Genomic DNA, 17,020 nt, shown 5'->3' on the forward strand with positions numbered 1-17,020 from the left:
TTCCTTAGTCTAGACCCTGCCAACAGGGGCACGCTGCGTCGTATCGCCAATAATATGGGCAACTATGCTAGCTTGATTGCATCTCAGAAGGGACACTCATGACAAAATTGAGTCAAAATTTACTAATCATCGGAGCCGGTGCACATAAGCCATATCGTTTTCCAACCAGCAATGACATCAATAAAAAATTAAAAGACCTTCTTACTGCCGGAAAAATTATTTTTGTAAATGAGACGTCGTCCTCACATAAGTCGCAAGCTTTTTTAGAAAAACAAAGACTTTGCAGAAAAATTATGGATATGAATTTGCTGCCTGGAGCCGAAAAATACGGCTCCAATTCAAAAGACATATTCATAGGGCAGCAACTCGATGAATTCATCAAATCATTTGCAGCTTCAAGCGCTACCTCGATTGACTCTTATCTTTCCCGCATACACCTATCGAAGAATGACTACAAAAGAACTGTTTACCCCACGCTTGGTAAGTTTCTTCTGTCTTATTTAATCTCGAACATCGAGAATCAAGAACCAATCGGCTGCCAAGATGCAGACTGGATACAGTTTCTAATTAAAGAATATATAGAGCCATCACCAGATGAATTCTTTAAATCACCCCCCAAAATAGTAACATTCAACTATGATCGACTTCTCGAAAGATACATCTACGAACATTTGATCGAGTTTCATCACATGCCCGAAGAGGAAGCGAAGACTCTCGTTGATTCACTAGATATTCTTCATGTTTATGGTGATCTGGGAGCCTACACCGAATGGTCTCCTCAGAGCGATTCTTTTTATACCGAGGCATGTAGTCGTATCAAAGTAATCGGCGAAGACCGAGATGAAAACTCCATCACCGATGTAAGAAAAAAAATAAAAAATATCATCGAGGAAGCAACTAAAATATACTTCCTTGGCTATGGATTCGATCCTATTAATAATGATTTAATATTCAAATCTCTCAAAGAGGACTGGCGCAAAGGAAAATATATATTCTCCACAAATATCGGCATTGGGCAGAGAGATCGGACTCGAATTTACAATCAGATTGGTTTTTTACCAGCCTTCCTAAAAAAGAAGTCTATTCATGGAGACGTAATGTGTCTGGATTTACTCAAAAATTTAGTTCCATTGGAAAAAAGCATAAAGCCCAAAAGAAAGATGATCGTCAAATCCAAACCGTTTGTTTCCGAGTGGTAAGTGAACTTGAAAATACTACTTTCTATAGTGGTTAACTAACTGTGGAACCAAAAATCCTTCCTCGGGGGTCGCATGAATCAAGCGTTTAACAAACGGATACAAATATCGCTCGGTCCCATCGACGGTCAGCTCGAAACTTTGCAAAGGAAAATCGGGTTGCATTTCCGAAAACATAAATCTTGGATCACTATAACTTACGCAAAATGAAACAATACAACTATCCCTTTCAGGAAGAATTTGATTTACTTCGACCACAACTCCAGGAACATCAGAATTAAAATTCGCGACAGTCACGACCGGCACCCTTTGCATCGGATGCCGATACCTAATATGAACCTCATAAAAACTTCTTGTGTAATCTCGAGATGCTTTTAAAACCGTGTATCTTGAACTGTCGCGATAGAGAACCATAGACTTTTCAAAGTAATGCATTCGCCGACCACGAACTTGCCTAAGTAATTGTAAAAACAAAGTTCCTAAGAAAACACAGAATGACACCATCATGGGTTTATCCAGCCAAATATCTTTTAGTTGCTCGGAAAACACTGATCCCAAAAGTGTTAATAAAGCAAAAATAACAGCTTTAACTTCCGCGAAACGAAAGATATGTAAAGCAAGCTCTGGCAACGACCGCAAAGTTCCACAAAAATATGTATTTGACATAAACTACTAATAAATACTCGAATTTCGGAAAGCAATGTCTCAATTAAATTAACTTTACATAAGAGTCACAAATAGTCGTCAATAGGCATTGTCGGTAGAATTGCGAATGTATAGGTGACACCTTTCATATCGACACCAGGCAATTTTGAATGCTGAACGCGGCTAAGGCGATCCTAACCTCCGACGGGCCAAGCCCAGCCTTCCGGGTTAAATTAGTTGAGATAAAAAGAGAAGAAAATTGGGGTGATCGTCGGGATTTGAACCCGCTTTGGAAATAAAAAAAGGCAGCTCAAAGGCTGCCTTTTTAAAAAATTGGTAGTGAGAGGCGGACTTGAACCGCCGACCTACGGATTATGATTCCGTTGCTCTAACCAGCTGAGCTACCCCACCACACAGTAACGCCAACTTATAAGGAACGAAGTCCCCACTTGTCTGCGTGAAGCAAGATTTTTAGTTGTGAACACGCAGGAAGTCAATAATGGGCTTTGCGTTATATTTCGAAACTTAAATTTTCGTACTTAGCCCGCCTTAAGTCTTGACCCTGTGGCTTTTCCGCAATGCAATTACAGACTGTGACAGATTTTGGGTCCCAAAGACAGGGACCGCAACATGGTCCTTATATAAGGACCACCACGGAGGGATACTTATGAAAAAGCTTATGATGGCACTTGCCGTCCCAGCGTTGTTGGCAGGCTGTTCTGACAAGAAAACGCCAAAAACCGGTGATTCTGAAGGCCTTGCAGGCCTGTTCTGGCAACAAAGTGCTAACGTCATTTCCGTTCGCACCTTTGATGACCAGCCTATTAAAAATGCTCAAATTTTGATCGGTGATGCCCTGAACTCCCCGTTCAGCGGGAACTTCCTGACCACAGACGCTAACGGCCAGGTTGAAATCCCGGCCGGCTGGAACACTGGCATGGCTGTGACTGTTCAAGCCCCGGGCTTTATTCGCTCTACTTATATGAACCAGGAACCAGGCGCTTTGACCTTCAAACTGCGCCCGTCCGTGACGACCACTCAATATGAAGTCAAAGGTGTGACTTCCGGTCTGCCGGTTCAGGACAAAGACGGTTATGTGGATTTCGGTTTGGTGATGCCCGCGTTCTCTAAAATGGCGCTGCTTTCCTTCGACATCAACAACGTGATCAGTCCTCAATCTGATCGCATCGAAGCCATGGGTCAGGACATCGATGTTCCAGCCAACATCTCCCTGCCTCGCCAAAGCGAGAAATACGCTCTGTTCACGATCACTCTGGATAAACCGAACTATCGCATTTACTACGGAAACACCGGTGTGAACCGCGTTTTTGCGGCTCGCGGCAGATTCCCATTCAAATCCACCGTGGACGCCCTTCGCGGCGGAGCTGAATTCTATGAGCTGATCAACAGCTTCACCATCAACGGTGGAGCTGTTCGCGACATCGACGTGAAATCCGGCAGCACCCGTCTGGACATGCCAACGCGCGAGCTGAACTTCAACGCCAAACAAGACGTGATGGCCCCGGCATTCCGCAGTGATGAGATGTTCATCGCAGTCGGCGTAGCCAATCAGTCCGGCTATCTGATCCCAACAGACGTGAAAAAGATCGAAAACGGCAAAAAACTGGGTCTAAACACCCTGCCAGGGTCCGAGCCGATGGTTCTGGGCGTATTGAAGAAAACCTCTGAGATGAAGTCCGGTGGCGACCGCATGAGTGCGACACTTCTTCCGTTCGCGGCAGGCGTAGCACCTAAGATGCTGCCTTTGATCCCGGATCCGTCCCTGCAATCTGGCGAGATCCTGATGCCTAAGTTTAATACGATTGATGGTGTCAGCCCGATTGCGACTTACTCTGTCCTTTCCAAGGAAGAGGAAGTGGTTCAAGGCTCTGCAAAAGTGAAAGTCCTGAACCCACAATGGGAAGTTTATGCTCAGAACTGGCTTGAGCGCATGAAGCTGCCACAATGGCCGAATGACTCAGTTCCAGCCGGCAAAAAACGCTGGGAAGTGAATTTCGTCGGAAGCCAGACGGCAACGACGGCTCCGGTGGGACCTCAGATGATCGAATCTGCGACTCACGTGACCCACAGCTCTGTTTCCTTCTAAGACACCTTAAGCCGCTTCATCCCGAAGCGGCTTTTTTTTCGCGCCAAAAAGCTTTCCAAAAGCGCCAAGTTGCTGTTAGATTTTTCTTAGATGTCTAATCCAGCGCGCATTCTATCCAAAAAAGTTCTGATGGGACTTGTGATTATCACAGGATGCACATTCGTGGGTTGCAGTCTTTTTGACAAAAAACCCTCTGCCCACCAGCGCATGGGACAGATCAACAAACAAAAAGTCTTCTTTGCTTCTTACGACAACGTCTGGCGTGCCGCGCACGCGGTTTTGAAATACCCGATTGCCCAGGAAAACCAGGACACCGGCGTTATCGAAACCGAATACATCAAAGGCGTCGACGGCTGGATTCCACCGAACGAACAGCGCCCGCCTTCCAGTGGGATTCGCTACAAACTGACCTTGATCTTTGCCAAAGGTAAAACCGAAGGCCGAGAATCCACCCGAGTCACCATTGAAAAGCGCATGGAGATCCTGCGCGACTTCTTCAGCGAACCTGAAACGATGGAAACCGACGGTCTGGAAGAAAAGATCATCTTCTATCGCATTGAACGAGAACTTATCGTCAACGAAGCCTTGAAAAAAGCGGGCTTCTAGGATTTTTGACCATGAACAAACTTAAAAAATTAGCGATCCTTGCCAGTGTTTTGTTGCTTCAACCGATCATGACCCCAGACTCTGCCGCTTGGGCGAAAAGAAGAACTCCGCCGAAAGCTTTCAGCTTTATCGCGGAAGGGGGCAAGGCTTCCCAAGGCGAATGTGACGGCGAACGCAAGATTCCTCGCTTAAAACGTCTGAAAGAATTCTCTGGGGCAAGCTCTTACATGGGGTCTGAGCTGCAAGATCCAGAAATCAAAGGCAAACCAGGTGAAGAAATGTGGAAGCACTTCTTCAGAGCCAAACCTGCCTGCAACTCGGTTCTGGCTAAAACCCCTTCTTCGGTGAACGACAACCTGGCCAAAGCCAAACCGGACGTTTCCAGCGAAGAGGACTCGGAAGAGGCCGCAGAAAATGCGGATGAAAAGCAGGAAATCGAAAACGCAGAGGCAGAACCTGCCACTGAATAAAGAAAAAGCCGGGGTGACCCGGCTTTTTTATTAGTTGTTCTTCTTAATATAGTCTTTCCACATGTCGACCAGGGCTGTCTGCTTGATCGGTTTGTCGCTTAAGCGAACCCCGGTCAGGCGCTCAAGCCCCCGCACCGCTGGCAGATGAACCCTAGTATCCGAATCTGAGAGCAGATCCGCAAAAGTCTTCAGCTCGCGATCCATCGGTTTTTTTGCCAGGACATCCACGATCTGATGGCGGATCCACAGACTGTGGGCGTTTTTGAAGTTGTATTTCTGGTTCAGCTCTTCCCACAAAAGGTCACGAACTTCCGGAGAAGAGCTCTTTTCCAGAACCTCCACCGCCGCGGAACGAACCACCAGGGCTTTATCTTTGATCAGCTTTTGCGCGAGCTTCTGGGCTTCGTCGGTGTTCACTTCACTCAGCGCAATCAGCGCCGCGTTTCGCATGAACCACTGACTGGAATCCCCTGCACGCACCAGATCCGGCGTGGATTTAGGGCCGCGGGCTTCCGCCGCCGCCATCAAAGCCTTCCAGCGAAGACTCATGGGTTGAGCCTCGTTGAACGCCAAAGACACAAATTGAGTGTAGTATTTTTCACCTTGAACCTGGACCACCATACGGCGGTTTTCACCAGGAAGCTTCAGCAGTTCCAGGGCCGAAGTTAAAGTGCTGGATGAACCCTTGGGCCCTGCTGCCAAAGCACTTGAAGAAAGTCCCGCAATCAAAACAGAGGCCACAAGAATCTTATTCATAGCTTTTAACTCTTTTTGGTGACGAAGTTTTCAAACTCACTCATCAGCTGGTTGGTTTCATCGCCGTTCTTGGCGGCTTCTTCGCTGCCATCACCGGCTTTTTCAGCGGCCTTGTCCAAAGCGCGCTGACCTTCCACCGCTGCTGCAAATTCTTTCATCAGATCATCATCGATCAAATCAGAACCGCCACCACTGTCCGCCGGAGCTTCCGGAGCAGGTTCTGCCGCCACTTCTGCTGCCGGGGCTGCCGGTTCCGGAGTTGGTTCTGGAACTGGTTCCTTAACCGCCGCCCCTTGTGCCGCCGAAGCCGCAGGCGAAGGAGCAGCCTTCAACGCTTCCAGTTGTTTTTTCAGATCTTCATTTTCATCGCGATAGCGGGAAAGATCGGCGATGTCTTCGCTGATGATTTCATATTCCGCCAGGCGCGCTTCCAGATCACGAAGCTTGCCGTTGAGTTCTTCTTTTTCCGCCGAAGACATTCCGCCTTCACCGCCGCCAGCTCCACCGCCTGCGGAGGCGGCTTGCGCTGCAGCAAGAGCTTCTTGCAATTGCGCCTGAAGGGTTTCAACTTTCTGATGATTTTCAGACAACGAAAGACGCAATTGCGCCACTTCCGCTGCGGACTCTGCCGCGGCTTCACCGGCTGCTGCGCTTGCCGAAGCTGCTGCCGCCGCCGCGGTGGCTTTCTTGGTCGTCAGCGGGGATTCGTCCATTTCAACATCCACACCCAGGTCTTCCGCCGCCGCACGGGATTTCGCCGCCGGTGCCTGAGCCTGACTGTCGAGGATCTTTTGCAGCGTTTTCTCAAGCTGAGCCGCATCAATACCCTGACCGTTTTCTGCAGATATGGATGAAGAACCTTTCTTCGCGAAAAAGGCCCGGAAGGCCAAGAACAACGCAAGAAGGATGATGAGCCCTAGAAGGCCCTCAATGATCGAGGTATTGTGGTGATCCCAAAAGGACAGAAATTTATCAATTGTCACAATTCAAATTCTCACCCATCCCAAGGGCCCCGTCAATGCTGGACCTTTGAAGGTATTCGGGTTAGCGTGATTCCATCTCGAGGTGATACTTATGTCTCAAAAGCCCTATGACCTGATTATCCAAGGCGGGATCTGCCTACTCCCCCACCCCTCTGAAAGTGGCCTTATCGAGCACCAGGCCGACATCGCCATTACAGATGGACGCATCGAAAAAATCCGCGACTCCATCAACGAGCCCGCCCTCAGAATCATCAAAGCCCACGGGCTGCACGTCCTTCCCGGGGTTATCGACAGCCAGGTGCACTTTCGCGAACCCGGCCTGACTCACAAAGAAGACCTTGAAACTGGCACCCGCGCGGCGGTTTTAGGGGGAGTCACCAGCATCTTTGAGATGCCAAACACCAACCCTTCCACCACCACCAAAGAGGCTTTCGAAGACAAACTGCAAAGAGCCAAAAACCGCGCTCACTGCAACTATGCTTTCTTTATCGGTGGAGCCCATGACAACGTCGCCCATATCGCGGAACTGGAGCTGATGCCTCACTGCTCGGGCGTGAAAATCTTTATGGGAAGCTCGACCGGGAACTTATTGGTCGAGGACGACGAAACCCTGGAACAAATCCTGAAGCGCGGCCACCGCCGCATCATCTTCCACAGCGAAGATGAAATGCGCCTGCGTGAACGCAAGCACATTGCCACTGACATGGCCGACCCCCACTATCACCCGGTATGGCGTGATGTGGAAACGGCCGTGAACTCGACCACCCGTCTTTTGAGACTGGCCCGAAAAACCGGACGTAAGATTCACGTTTTGCACGTTTCCACCGGCGAAGAAATGGATCTGCTAAAAGACGCCAAAGACATCGCCACGGTTGAAGTGCTGCCTCAGCATCTGACTTTGTATGCGCCGGATTGTTATGACAAGCTGGGCACCTATGCCCAGCAAAATCCGCCGATCCGTGAAAAACGCCACATGGACCGCATCTGGAAAGCGCTTTTGGATGGCACCGTGGATGTGATTGGTTCAGATCACGCGCCCCACACCCGTGAAGAAAAAGACCGTCCCTACCCGGCAAGTCCGTCCGGGGTTCCGGGTGTGCAAACTTTGGTGCCGATCATGCTGAATCACGTGCACGACGGCCGACTGTCTTTGAAAAAGTTCACCGAACTTGTCACCGAAAATCCTTGCCGCGTCTTTGGTGTCAAAAACAAAGGTCGCCTGCGCCAAGGTTTCGACGCTGACATCACGATTGTGGATCTGAAAAAAGAGATGACGATTGATAATTCCTGGATCGCCAGCCGCTGCGGATGGACTCCGTTCCATGGCATGCGTGTGACCGGATGGCCAACGCACACGATTGTGGGCGGAAAACTTGTGATGGAAAATGATCAAGTCGTTTTGCCAAGCCAAGGTCAGGCCGTGGACTTCTTGGAAACCCGTTCATGACTCCAGCTCCGAAAAAAACTGCGGCGGGCCTGTTCTTTGGCGGCCTGCTGCCGGTTATCGCCTTCACCCTGATTGAAGAATACTATGGAATCATTCCCGGTCTGATTGCCGGGATGATTTTTGGTTTGGGTGAAATCATCTGGGAACTTTACCGCCACAAGAAAGTTCAAAAGATCACCTGGATCGGCAACGGGATGTTGCTGGGCTTGGGGGCGATTTCTTTGATTTCTTCCGAAGGCATTTGGTTTAAACTTCAGCCCGCTTTGATGGAAGGGGCCTTTGCGATTGTGCTTTGGGGCTCGCTGATCGTCAAAAAGCCGTTGTTGGTTTATCTTGCAGAACAGCAGGGGCAGCAGTTTCCGGAGATCATCAAATCACGCATGGCCGGAATCACCTTCCGCACGGGTGTTTTCTTTGCCATTCATGCCGTCTTGGCAACGTGGGCGGCCCTCGAGTGGAGCACCACCAACTGGGCGCTGTTAAAAGGCCTCGGCCTGACCGTCAGTTTTATTCTGTATCTTGTCATTGAGGCTGTTCTGCTTCGAAGGATCGTTCTAAAACAAAGATCAGAATGAAAAACCTGATCTTGGGAATTATCTTATTACTGTGCACCGGGTGCGGCCAGCTGGACATGATGGTCCGCTGGGCTGACATCACCGCCACGTCCCGCGCGGATCGCTATTTTGATCTGACCAGCGAACAAAAATCCGAACTGAAAGAAAACATCCAAAACGACATCACCAAGATGCGCAAAGAGATGTTCCCCGAAGTCGCAAAAACCTTCCGCAGTCTGGAACCAGAAATCAAAAAAGAACAGATCAACAAGGACCTGGTCGCCAAAAACTTTCTGGAGATTCAAAGTTATTTCAAAAAAGGCACGAACTACTTCAAAGACTCGGCACTTAAAACTGCCGGCACCCTGACAAAAGCGCAGTTTGAACACTTCGCCAGGAAAGTCCGCGAAGACATCACTGAAACCCAGGAAGACAACGAAACCCCGGAAGAAGCGCTGAAGACAGCCTACAAACGCTATCGCCGCAGTTTGGAATTCTGGATCGGCGGGATTTCCGTGAAACAACAAGATGAAATCGAAAAATTCTTAAAAGCCCACCCCTATCCGTGGGAGCTTCAAAACAAAAGCCGCGAACACACGCTAAAACTTTTCCTGGCGGCCAGTCATAATCCCCCGGCCTTGCAAAAGTTTGTGGCGGACTATTTTGTCGACTATGAAGCCAGCCGCCTGCCGGAATTCACCGAAGCGCTGAATAAACACAAAGCCGCCTTCCAGGCTTTTCTGACCGAGCAGTTCTGGCAGAGCTTAAGTTCCTCGCAAAAGAATGTGCTAAGGGATAATCTGATATCCAGAGCCGAGGATCTGGACAAGATCGCTCAGCGCCCCTGAAACTCGGGCGCTTTCTTTTCTTTCATCGCTTCCAGGGCCGTGAAGTGATCCTCCGTGCGCTGAGTGATCCCCTGATAAGCCGCCGCCAGATCCAAGATCGTGGCAAGATCGTTCATATACGCCATCTTCATGGTCTTTTTCGTCATCTGCACCGCCACCGGCGCATTGCCAGCGACTTTGTCCGCCAACTTCTCAGTTTCAGCCATCAAAGATTCCACCGGCACCAGATAGTTCAAAAGCCCCCAGTTCAACGCTTCAGCCCCTGAAACCAGATCCCCGGTCAAAGACATCTGCATGGCCTTACTAAAGCCAATCACCCGCTGCAGGAAGAAACTGCCCCCGTCCCCTGGAACCAGCCCCAGTTTTACGAAGGTCTCGCCAAACTTGGACTTTTCAGTGCCGATGCGCAGATCACACATCATCGCCAAATCACACCCAGCCCCAATCGCCGGCCCATTGACCATGGCAATCACCGGTTTAGAAAGCTCTTCAATACACTTAGGAATCTGCTGAATACCATGCATGTAACGCATACGAAGCTCATTCGATTCCCCAGCAAACATGCCCGTCTTGTTCTGCATAGCCTTCACATCACCACCAGCACAGAACGAGGTTCCTTCACCAGTAATAACAATCACCCGCACCAAAGAATCAAAATCCGCAAACCTCAAAACCCGAGTCAACGATTCCACCATCTCAAGCGAAATAGCATTACTCTGCTCCGGATTAGCAAGCGTAACCCAAAGCGTATGATTTTTCTTCTGAACCGAAAGATGCGTAAAAGCTTGAGAATAAAAAGACAAGATTCCCCCTACCCTCGACGCTACCGAAGCGACCTAGGAGATGTCAAATGCAAGGCGGAAGAAGGAGGCGTACCCCTGGTACGTCGACGCCGACCAACGCAGCAGTTGGCATCTCATAGGCCGCTCCCTCTTAGAACGAAAAAAGGCTCCCCTGAGGGAGCCTTTTTTTGTTCGTCACTACTGACAGAATGGTAGGTCTGGTTTGATTTGGCAGATGATTTGGCAGATCGCTGGATCACCAAGTGGACATTCGCCAGGTTGACCTGGGTCAGGCAAACCACCACCGTTGTCTGGCGGAGGATTGTTGCCGCCACCGGAAGAAGCACCCACGTGGATGTTCAGAGTGGAAGCCGTTTTACCGTCAGCATCAGTTACTGTCACAACAGTGGAACCGTTGGAAGCTGCAGTCAAAGTACCGTTGTCAGATACAGAAGCTACAGAAGAGTTGCTGGAAGCAAATTTGAATGGCGCTTTACCGTGAAGAACAGACAAAGCCAGAGTCTCAGAAGGTTTGATAGTTGCCGCAGCCGGAACTACAACCATTTTCTTGGACATAACAGCTTCAACCGCTTCGTAAGCGTCAACGCGGCAGTTACATGCAGTTTCGATGGAAACTTTAGCACCTGTCGTCTGAAGGATCGCGCGGATTTGCGCACCAGTCAGAGAAGGATCTTGAGCTTTCATCAAAGCCACCAGACCGGAAACAAGCGGAGTTGCCATGGAAGTACCAGACAAGTTGCCGTATTTGTTTTTTGGAAGAGTGGACATGATGTTCTCACCCGGTGCAGAAACGTGAACAGTCGCTGTACCGTAGTTAGACCAAGATGGTTTCGCATCTGCAGGGCCGGAAGCCGCTACTGTGATGGAATTTGGGTAACCGTTGTTCGCTGGGAACATTTCAGTTTTATCGTTGTTTTTACCGTCATTCGCAGCCGCTGCGATGAAGATAACACCTTTGTCGTCAGCACGTTTTACGGCCTCAAGAAGCGGAGCTGCTTGAGAACGAGGAACGGCCGCACCCCAAGATGCAGAAATGATCTGAGCGCCTTTTTCAACAGCGTAGTCGATAGACTTGATCGCGTTGTTCAGGTCACCAGAACCGTCAGCACCCAGGAAGCGCAAAGGCATCATGGAAACTTCAGGAGAAAGACCTACGATACCACCGTCGATCAGACCCGTCGCGCCAACCGCACCCGCACAGTGCGTACCGTGACCTGGGTTTTGGAAGCCCGTCAGATCCATTGGATCAGCGTCGTTGTCGCGGAAGTCATAACCAGTGATCATGTTCGGAGCCAATGCCGGGTGAGTGTAATCAACACCAGTATCGATAACCGCAACGATCACGTTTTTGGAACCTTTGTTACCAGCGCGCTGCCAAGCTTTTTCAGCTTGAACTTTTGCGATAGCCCATTGCTCTTTCAAAGCAGCAGCGTCAACTGGCGCTGTGAAAGCTCTGATTTTGAAGTTAGGAACGATGTACTCAACGCCTGGTTGAGACAACAAAGAAGCCAAAGCCTGAGCTTCGTGTTTCTTGTTCACATCAACCAACACCAAGCTAGCAGTGTCGTTGTGATCCATCATTTGGATCGTGGACACCTTAGATGTCGTCATTGTATTCAGCATGTTGAAAGCGCGAGTGTTCGAATATTTCACCAGGTATTCGCCAGCGAACGCCTGAGAACCAAACAGAACCGCACCAACTAGTAATGCACGTTTCATAATTAAACCCCCTCCGTGGTGAAAAAATAATATTCACCTTTCTTAAGCATTGAATACAAAAATCTTAAACAAATCTTAAATTTTTTGACACAACCCATCGAATATTGAACCCACCGGCGTTCTTTTCAATGATGTTCGCGACTGTTTTTTTGCAGCGAAAGAGGGTTCATCTATGAGTTATCTGCACGCGATCATCCTTGGCATTGTCGAGGGGATCACCGAGTTCCTGCCCATTTCTTCCACGGGTCATATGATTATTGCCAGCTCTATGATGGGCATCGAAGACAGTTCTTTCACAAAGGCTTTCGAAGTCATCATCCAGTTTGGCGCGATCATGTCGGTGCTGGTTTTGTATTGGAAACGCTTCCTTCCTCACTGGGGATTCTATCGCAAGCTGTTCGTGGCATTCCTGCCGACGGCAATCATCGGTTTCGTCGTAAAGGATGTGGTGGAACACCTGATGGGCAGCGTGCAAGTGGTTGCCTGGTCGCTGATTATCGGTGGAGTGATCCTGATTTGGGCCGACAAAGCGTTTGCTCATCTGACAATGATGGGCCGAAAAACCGATGATCTGACATACAAAGATTCGGTGAAACTCGGACTGTTCCAGGCCATCGCGATGATTCCGGGTGTTTCGCGTTCTGGTGCGACCATCATGGGCGGATTGACACTTGGCATGAATAAAAAAGAGGCAGCGGAGTTTTCATTTTTCCTGGCGGTTCCGACAATGGCCGCAGCCACGCTGTACAAACTGTTAAAGATCTACAAGACGATTGAGCCTGCACAGATCAACTTGCTGCTGGTGGGCTGCGCTGTGGCCTTTGTTGTGGCGATGATTGCGATCAAGTTCTTTATCGGTATAGTGTCGCGCTATGGGTTCCGGGGCTTTGGTTACTACCGAATTGTTCTGGGTTTGGTGATTTTGATTCTGCTCTATACAGGGCATGATTTGCAGATGGTGTAAGTATGAAAGAGCTGTCTTCCATGGAAAAGTTTTTGTTCGAAGAATCCCACTGGTTCAATCCAGAGGTGGTTGAGGTTCTAAAATCCACCACCTTTGTGATGCCCAACTGGAAGTGGGCCTTCCTGGCCCTGGCCATCGCAGTCGGGCTTTTGATTCGCCCGGTGCTTCACCTGATCCTGAAAAGCCTTAAGAAACACAACCCCATCACAAAAAAGTACCCGAACACTTTCTGGGCTTACTTCCTAAGAACCGAAACCGACCGTCCGATGGCCTGGATCCTGGTAATCCTGCTGTGGTTTGCGGCCGGTGATGCCGCCGAGCTCACGGGCAAGTTTGCCACTTACTATGAACACTTCATGCGCGGCCTGATTGCCATCTTCATCATTCGTTTGGTGTATTACCTGGTCGATGCCGCGTGTTCCGTCATGGCAGACTATACTTCCAAAACCTCGAGCACCTTTGATGACCAGTTGGTGCCGTTTGCCTCAAAGGCTCTAAAGATCTTGGTCGTGGTGATGGGCTTCCTGATCGTGCTGCAAAGCTTTGGACTGAATGTGATGTCCTTGCTGGCCGGTCTGGGTTTGGGGGGCTTGGCCTTGGCCTTGGCGGCGCAAGACACCGCTGCCAATCTGTTTGGCTCGATCACCATCTTGTTTGATCGTCCGTTTCAGGTTGGCGACTGGGTGAAGATCAAGGACATGGAAGGCACCGTTGAAGAGATCGGCTTCCGCTCCACCCGTGTCCGCACGTTCTACAACTCTTTGATCACGATTCCGAACGCCATGATGGCCAAAGAAACGGTCGACAACATGGGTGTTCGTCCTGCTCGCCGCGTGCGCCAGGTGCTGGGTTTGGTCTATGAAACCGCGCCCGAGACGATCGAGGCCTTCTGCGACCGCGTTCGTTACTATATTAGATCGGACGAAAAGGTTATTGCGGACACCGTGACAGTTCACTTTAATAATTACAACGCCTCTTCTTTGGATGTTCTCGTCAACTTCCACTTGAAGGTATACACTGGACCCGAAGAGCTGGAGCATCAGCAAAGAATCTTTATTGAGATTTTGAAAATCGCAGCCGATATGAAAGTCAGTTTTGCTTACCCGACTCAAACAGTTTATAGTCAGGTGACCACGGTCAAATAAGGAGACCACGAAGCCATGTCAGTCAAAGTCGACCACGTTATTTTAAAAGACCAAAACCTGGCTCGAGTCAGCCTGGGTGGAGTGCTTGAAAATGATGAAAAGGCTTTGGCGGAACTGTCTATTCCGGCGACTTTGGATCTGCACCTTCACCTGGAGCAGCTGCGCGGGATCAACTCTTTGGGGGTCCGTGCCTTCGTCAACTGGTCCTCTAAGTTAAAAAATCCCAAGATCATGATTCACGATGCCCCGAAGGCCTTTGTGGATCAGATCAACATGGTGGATGGCTTCCTGCCAGCGCAAGCGCGCATGCGAAGCTTCTATGTGCCCTATTATTCCGAAGCCACCGGCGAAGAAACCCAGGTCCAATTCACCATCGGTATCAATTTCTATCTTTACGAAGGCCAGTGGAAGTTTTTCTTCCCTGAAGTCCACGACAGCCGGGGCAACCTGATGTCAGTGGACGTCCAGCCAGAGCGCTACTTCCGCTTCTTGAATAAGATGAAATAAAAAAACCCACAAACTGAGTTTGTGGGTTTTTCGTTCTTGGTCTTAGCGTAAAGACTATTTCTTTTTCTTCGGCTTCAAGCCGGCATCCAGGCGGATTTTAACCGCTTCCAGACGGGACTCTTCGGCCTCAAAGTTGGCTTTGGCCGTGGCCACCTTGATACGGATTTCTTCAGCTTCGTTCTTGGCAGAGTCCAGACGGCTTTCCAGCTTTTCACGCTCTTTTTTGGCCTTCTCAGTTTCTTCCGTCAACCGTTTCAGTTCACTTTCGGATCTAGCCACTTCAGATTCGTATTCGGCAATGGCTTTTTTGGATCTGGCAATTTCCAGATTCGCTGTCGCCTGCTCTTTACGAAGATTGTTGCGGTTGCCTTCCAGTTCCTGACGGGCCTTGGCCGCCTGCTGTTTCAGCTTTTCTTCCTGCGACTTGGTTTCTGCCACCTTTTTGCGCTCGGACTCAGCTTCTTCTTTGGCTTTCTTGGAAGCATCAACGGCCGCCTTCAGCTCGTCTTCAACTTTTTCAATCATCGCCTTGGCTTGTTCATCCTGCGCCTTCAGGCGGGACATCTCGGCTTCCGCGCGGGCACGATCGGCTTCGGCTCGGGCGATCTCTTGTTTGGCTTTGGCTTCACGAGCCTTGGCTTCGGCCACCGCTTTTTGTGTCAGCAGTTTCGCTTTGGACAGATTCTGTTCGGCCTTCAGGGTTTCATTCTTCGCGGCTTCAGCTTCTTTCGTCGCCGCTAGGCCCGCTTCAGTTGCCGAGTTGGCCTGCTTTTCCTGATCTTTGGCTTGGTCACGCAGTTCATCGGCTTTGCTTTCCGCCTGCTTGCGCTTGGCTTGAGCTTCGTCGCGAATCTGGATGGCTTTTTGAGTTTTCTCCTGAGCGGCCTTGATGCGCGCCTGGGCAGACGCCTGCTCTTTTTCAGCGGCTGTCTTAGCTCTGTCATGTTCGTTGGTTTCAGCCTTCAGCTTTGCAGACTCACGCTCGGAATCCGCCTGTTCCTTTTTGGCGTCATTTTCCAAAGAGCGGGCCTTGTTGATGGCGGACTGGGACTCGGCACGGATTTTATCCCGGCGCTTGCGATCTTCTTCCGCGCGTTTTTTCGCTTCGTTGGCTTCGGCTTTGGCGGCCTCCGCGTCGGCGGTGGCCTCTTCGGCTTCAATTTGCGAGCTGTCGACTTGTGCGTACGCTGCCAGAGGCATGGTGCCGGTCATAAGAGCTGCCAAGAGAAGTGTTCCCAGTGGTTTTACCTGCATTGAAAATCTCCTTCGATGATTCATCGATGTTCAATAGCAACTAGGATATAGGGATTTTAGGCAAAAAAAAAGCGACCAGGATTGGGGGGGGAGGGTCCTGGCCGCCATGGGGGGTTGCCTTGTACTAAAGCAACGCAGATGCCATGCCTACTTGTTTGCCAGATCCGATTAAACTCGCAGCCAGCCCAGATCCTATGTCGAGGTTTTTGACAGAAAACGACAATTGGCGGAAGGTTCCGTCATATAAACGCATCTTTGTGGGAGATTTCCCTCTGACCAAAGCCTGCAAACGGACTTAGATTTTTTTAGTTTACCTGTCCCAAAACAAGACTGAGCTCCGTCGACTCTGGTCCGGATTTGTCTTTAAACCACGCTGGATCGCTTATTCGAGCGATGCCCAAATCCAGTTCGTTGCCCCACTGTAAACAAAGAAAACCAAGAACGGTTTGAAAGGACAAGAGTGAAACACCTAAAAATGAGTTTGAACATCGTGATCGCAGCTTCTCTTCTGACAGCAGTGGCGTGCTCTAACAGCAGTTCCAATCCCGGCTCCACCACCGAGCCTGAACTGACGGGATATTGGAAAGGTGAATGCATCATCGACAATGGCCGCAGTGGTTATAGCGATTACGCCATCCTGCATTTCGCTGACGACGGCACTCTGACAAAAACCACTTACAAGTTCGATGGCACCACCTGCTCTGGTGAACCTATTTCAGCCAATGGCCCAACCAACGGCACTTTCACTCTTGGCACTGTAGTTACAGAAAGCCCGCTGACTCAGGAATTCATGTCCTTCCTAAGTTGCACGGAATTCTATTCCACCTTTAAAATTCAGAACAACACCCTGTACGTTGCCAACGCGGGCGGTGACGGTTCTACGGCGGAGACTCGTGCCACTGATTTTACCGATGCTGACGAGCTCACTCCAATTACCGAAGCAGACATCCCGGCCCTGCCTGAACCAGTCAGCGTTGAACCACAACTGTGCCTGAAGTGATCTTTCAAGGAGCCTG

17 protein-coding genes and 1 tRNA gene are annotated in these 17,020 nt (G+C 49.8%); 11 read left to right on the forward strand and 7 right to left on the reverse strand.

What is annotated here, in order from left to right; genetic code table 11:
* Nucleotides 1-98 precede the first annotated feature (98 nt).
* Nucleotides 99-1,199 (forward strand): SIR2 family protein, encoded by a 1,101-nt coding sequence (locus tag BD_RS12255; RefSeq protein WP_011165075.1) that lies wholly within the window; start codon nt 99-101, stop codon nt 1,197-1,199.
* 15 nt (nt 1,200-1,214) lie between these two features.
* Here BD_RS12255 and BD_RS18195 read toward each other — a convergent pair whose 3' ends face one another.
* Nucleotides 1,215-1,862, reverse strand: coding sequence for a hypothetical protein (locus BD_RS18195; protein ID WP_011165076.1), 648 nt, complete (start codon nt 1,860-1,862; stop codon nt 1,215-1,217).
* Nucleotides 1,863-2,175: 313 nt separating this feature from the next.
* Nucleotides 2,176-2,252: transfer RNA gene (locus tag BD_RS12260), tRNA-Met, on the reverse strand.
* A gap of 256 nt (nt 2,253-2,508) precedes the next feature.
* Between BD_RS12260 and BD_RS12265 the strand changes: the two genes are divergently transcribed.
* The 3 genes from BD_RS12265 (at nt 2,509) to BD_RS12275 (ending at nt 5,024) form a co-directional block, all read left to right on the forward strand.
* Entirely contained in the window at nt 2,509-3,948 is a 1,440-nt protein-coding gene (locus tag BD_RS12265) for a hypothetical protein (protein ID WP_011165077.1), read from the forward strand.
* A gap of 90 nt (nt 3,949-4,038) precedes the next feature.
* Nucleotides 4,039-4,554: a hypothetical protein gene (locus BD_RS12270; protein WP_011165078.1), complete on the forward strand. Its 516-nt coding sequence runs from the start codon at nt 4,039-4,041 to the stop codon at nt 4,552-4,554.
* Nucleotides 4,555-4,565: 11 nt separating this feature from the next.
* Complete coding sequence (locus BD_RS12275) at nt 4,566-5,024, forward strand: hypothetical protein (protein ID WP_011165079.1); 459 nt, start codon at nt 4,566-4,568, stop codon at nt 5,022-5,024.
* Nucleotides 5,025-5,054: 30 nt separating this feature from the next.
* Here BD_RS12275 and BD_RS12280 read toward each other — a convergent pair whose 3' ends face one another.
* Together BD_RS12280 and BD_RS12285 are read right to left on the reverse strand one after the other, a co-directional pair.
* Nucleotides 5,055-5,780 (reverse strand): HEAT repeat domain-containing protein, encoded by a 726-nt coding sequence (locus BD_RS12280; RefSeq protein WP_011165080.1) that lies wholly within the window; start codon nt 5,778-5,780, stop codon nt 5,055-5,057.
* Between the two features lie 5 nt (nt 5,781-5,785).
* The gene (locus BD_RS12285) at nt 5,786-6,763 is read right to left on the reverse strand and encodes a hypothetical protein (RefSeq protein ID WP_011165081.1); all 978 of its coding nucleotides are present in this window, start codon (nt 6,761-6,763) and stop codon (nt 5,786-5,788) included.
* 91 nt (nt 6,764-6,854) lie between these two features.
* On the opposite strand from BD_RS12285, the gene BD_RS12290 reads away from it, so the two are divergent.
* The 3 genes from BD_RS12290 to BD_RS12300 are packed head-to-tail and all read left to right on the forward strand — an operon-like array spanning nt 6,855 to nt 9,612.
* Nucleotides 6,855-8,210 carry a dihydroorotase gene (locus BD_RS12290; RefSeq protein WP_011165082.1) on the forward strand — a complete coding sequence of 452 codons (1,356 nt, stop codon included), beginning with the start codon at nt 6,855-6,857 and terminating at the stop codon, nt 8,208-8,210.
* The gene (locus BD_RS12295) at nt 8,207-8,785 is read left to right on the forward strand and encodes an inner membrane-spanning protein YciB (protein WP_011165083.1); all 579 of its coding nucleotides are present in this window, start codon (nt 8,207-8,209) and stop codon (nt 8,783-8,785) included. Before BD_RS12290 ends, BD_RS12295 begins: the two co-directional genes overlap by 4 nt.
* On the forward strand, nt 8,782-9,612 hold the full coding sequence (locus tag BD_RS12300; protein ID WP_011165084.1) for a DUF6279 family lipoprotein: 831 nt from the start codon (nt 8,782-8,784) through the stop codon (nt 9,610-9,612). Before BD_RS12295 ends, BD_RS12300 begins: the two co-directional genes overlap by 4 nt.
* Here BD_RS12300 and BD_RS12305 read toward each other — a convergent pair.
* Together BD_RS12305 and BD_RS12310 are read right to left on the reverse strand one after the other, a co-directional pair.
* Nucleotides 9,600-10,415 carry an enoyl-CoA hydratase-related protein gene (locus BD_RS12305; RefSeq protein WP_011165085.1) on the reverse strand — a complete coding sequence of 272 codons (816 nt, stop codon included), beginning with the start codon at nt 10,413-10,415 and terminating at the stop codon, nt 9,600-9,602. The two genes, BD_RS12300 and BD_RS12305, sit on opposite strands and share 13 nt — an antisense overlap.
* A 177-nt stretch (nt 10,416-10,592) precedes the next feature.
* Nucleotides 10,593-12,134 (reverse strand): S8 family peptidase, encoded by a 1,542-nt coding sequence (locus tag BD_RS12310; RefSeq protein WP_011165086.1) that lies wholly within the window; start codon nt 12,132-12,134, stop codon nt 10,593-10,595.
* 172 nt (nt 12,135-12,306) lie between these two features.
* Here BD_RS12310 and BD_RS12315 point away from each other — a divergent pair, with 172 nt between their 5' ends.
* From BD_RS12315 to BD_RS12325, 3 genes are read left to right on the forward strand one after another with little or no spacing between them, the layout of a single operon-like run.
* Nucleotides 12,307-13,098 carry an undecaprenyl-diphosphate phosphatase gene (locus tag BD_RS12315; RefSeq protein ID WP_011165088.1) on the forward strand — a complete coding sequence of 264 codons (792 nt, stop codon included), beginning with the start codon at nt 12,307-12,309 and terminating at the stop codon, nt 13,096-13,098.
* Between the two features lie 2 nt (nt 13,099-13,100).
* Nucleotides 13,101-14,243 carry a mechanosensitive ion channel family protein gene (locus tag BD_RS12320; RefSeq protein WP_011165089.1) on the forward strand — a complete coding sequence of 381 codons (1,143 nt, stop codon included), beginning with the start codon at nt 13,101-13,103 and terminating at the stop codon, nt 14,241-14,243.
* A gap of 15 nt (nt 14,244-14,258) precedes the next feature.
* Complete coding sequence (locus BD_RS12325) at nt 14,259-14,750, forward strand: hypothetical protein (RefSeq protein ID WP_011165090.1); 492 nt, start codon at nt 14,259-14,261, stop codon at nt 14,748-14,750.
* A gap of 54 nt (nt 14,751-14,804) precedes the next feature.
* On the opposite strand, the gene BD_RS12330 is transcribed toward BD_RS12325, so the two are convergent.
* Nucleotides 14,805-16,004, reverse strand: coding sequence for a coiled-coil domain-containing protein (locus BD_RS12330; protein ID WP_157865709.1), 1,200 nt, complete (start codon nt 16,002-16,004; stop codon nt 14,805-14,807).
* A 475-nt stretch (nt 16,005-16,479) separates the two neighbouring features.
* Between BD_RS12330 and BD_RS12335 the strand changes: the two genes are divergently transcribed.
* Entirely contained in the window at nt 16,480-17,004 is a 525-nt protein-coding gene (locus tag BD_RS12335) for a hypothetical protein (protein ID WP_157865710.1), read from the forward strand.
* Nucleotides 17,005-17,020: the final 16 nt, after the last annotated feature.

The organism is Bdellovibrio bacteriovorus HD100 (genome assembly GCF_000196175.1).
Classification (GTDB): Bacteria; Bdellovibrionota; Bdellovibrionia; order Bdellovibrionales; family Bdellovibrionaceae; genus Bdellovibrio; species Bdellovibrio bacteriovorus.

Bases quoted from the DNA above. Each gene is read 5' to 3' on its own strand.
- BD_RS12255 (WP_011165075.1), top strand. From the start codon at position 99: ATGACAAAATTGAGTCAAAATTTACTAATCATCGGAGCCGGTGCACAT.
- BD_RS18195 (WP_011165076.1), bottom strand. From the start codon at position 1,862: ATGTCAAATACATATTTTTGTGGAACTTTGCGGTCGTTGCCAGAGCTT.
- BD_RS12265 (WP_011165077.1), top strand. From the start codon at position 2,509: ATGAAAAAGCTTATGATGGCACTTGCCGTCCCAGCGTTGTTGGCAGGC.
- BD_RS12270 (WP_011165078.1), top strand. From the start codon at position 4,039: ATGTCTAATCCAGCGCGCATTCTATCCAAAAAAGTTCTGATGGGACTT.
- BD_RS12275 (WP_011165079.1), top strand. From the start codon at position 4,566: ATGAACAAACTTAAAAAATTAGCGATCCTTGCCAGTGTTTTGTTGCTT.
- BD_RS12280 (WP_011165080.1), bottom strand. From the start codon at position 5,780: ATGAATAAGATTCTTGTGGCCTCTGTTTTGATTGCGGGACTTTCTTCA.
- BD_RS12290 (WP_011165082.1), top strand. From the start codon at position 6,855: ATGTCTCAAAAGCCCTATGACCTGATTATCCAAGGCGGGATCTGCCTA.
- BD_RS12295 (WP_011165083.1), top strand. From the start codon at position 8,207: ATGACTCCAGCTCCGAAAAAAACTGCGGCGGGCCTGTTCTTTGGCGGC.
- BD_RS12300 (WP_011165084.1), top strand. From the start codon at position 8,782: ATGAAAAACCTGATCTTGGGAATTATCTTATTACTGTGCACCGGGTGC.
- BD_RS12310 (WP_011165086.1), bottom strand. From the start codon at position 12,134: ATGAAACGTGCATTACTAGTTGGTGCGGTTCTGTTTGGTTCTCAGGCG.
- BD_RS12315 (WP_011165088.1), top strand. From the start codon at position 12,307: ATGAGTTATCTGCACGCGATCATCCTTGGCATTGTCGAGGGGATCACC.
- BD_RS12320 (WP_011165089.1), top strand. From the start codon at position 13,101: ATGAAAGAGCTGTCTTCCATGGAAAAGTTTTTGTTCGAAGAATCCCAC.
- BD_RS12325 (WP_011165090.1), top strand. From the start codon at position 14,259: ATGTCAGTCAAAGTCGACCACGTTATTTTAAAAGACCAAAACCTGGCT.
- BD_RS12330 (WP_157865709.1), bottom strand. From the start codon at position 16,004: ATGCAGGTAAAACCACTGGGAACACTTCTCTTGGCAGCTCTTATGACC.
- BD_RS12335 (WP_157865710.1), top strand. From the start codon at position 16,480: ATGAGTTTGAACATCGTGATCGCAGCTTCTCTTCTGACAGCAGTGGCG.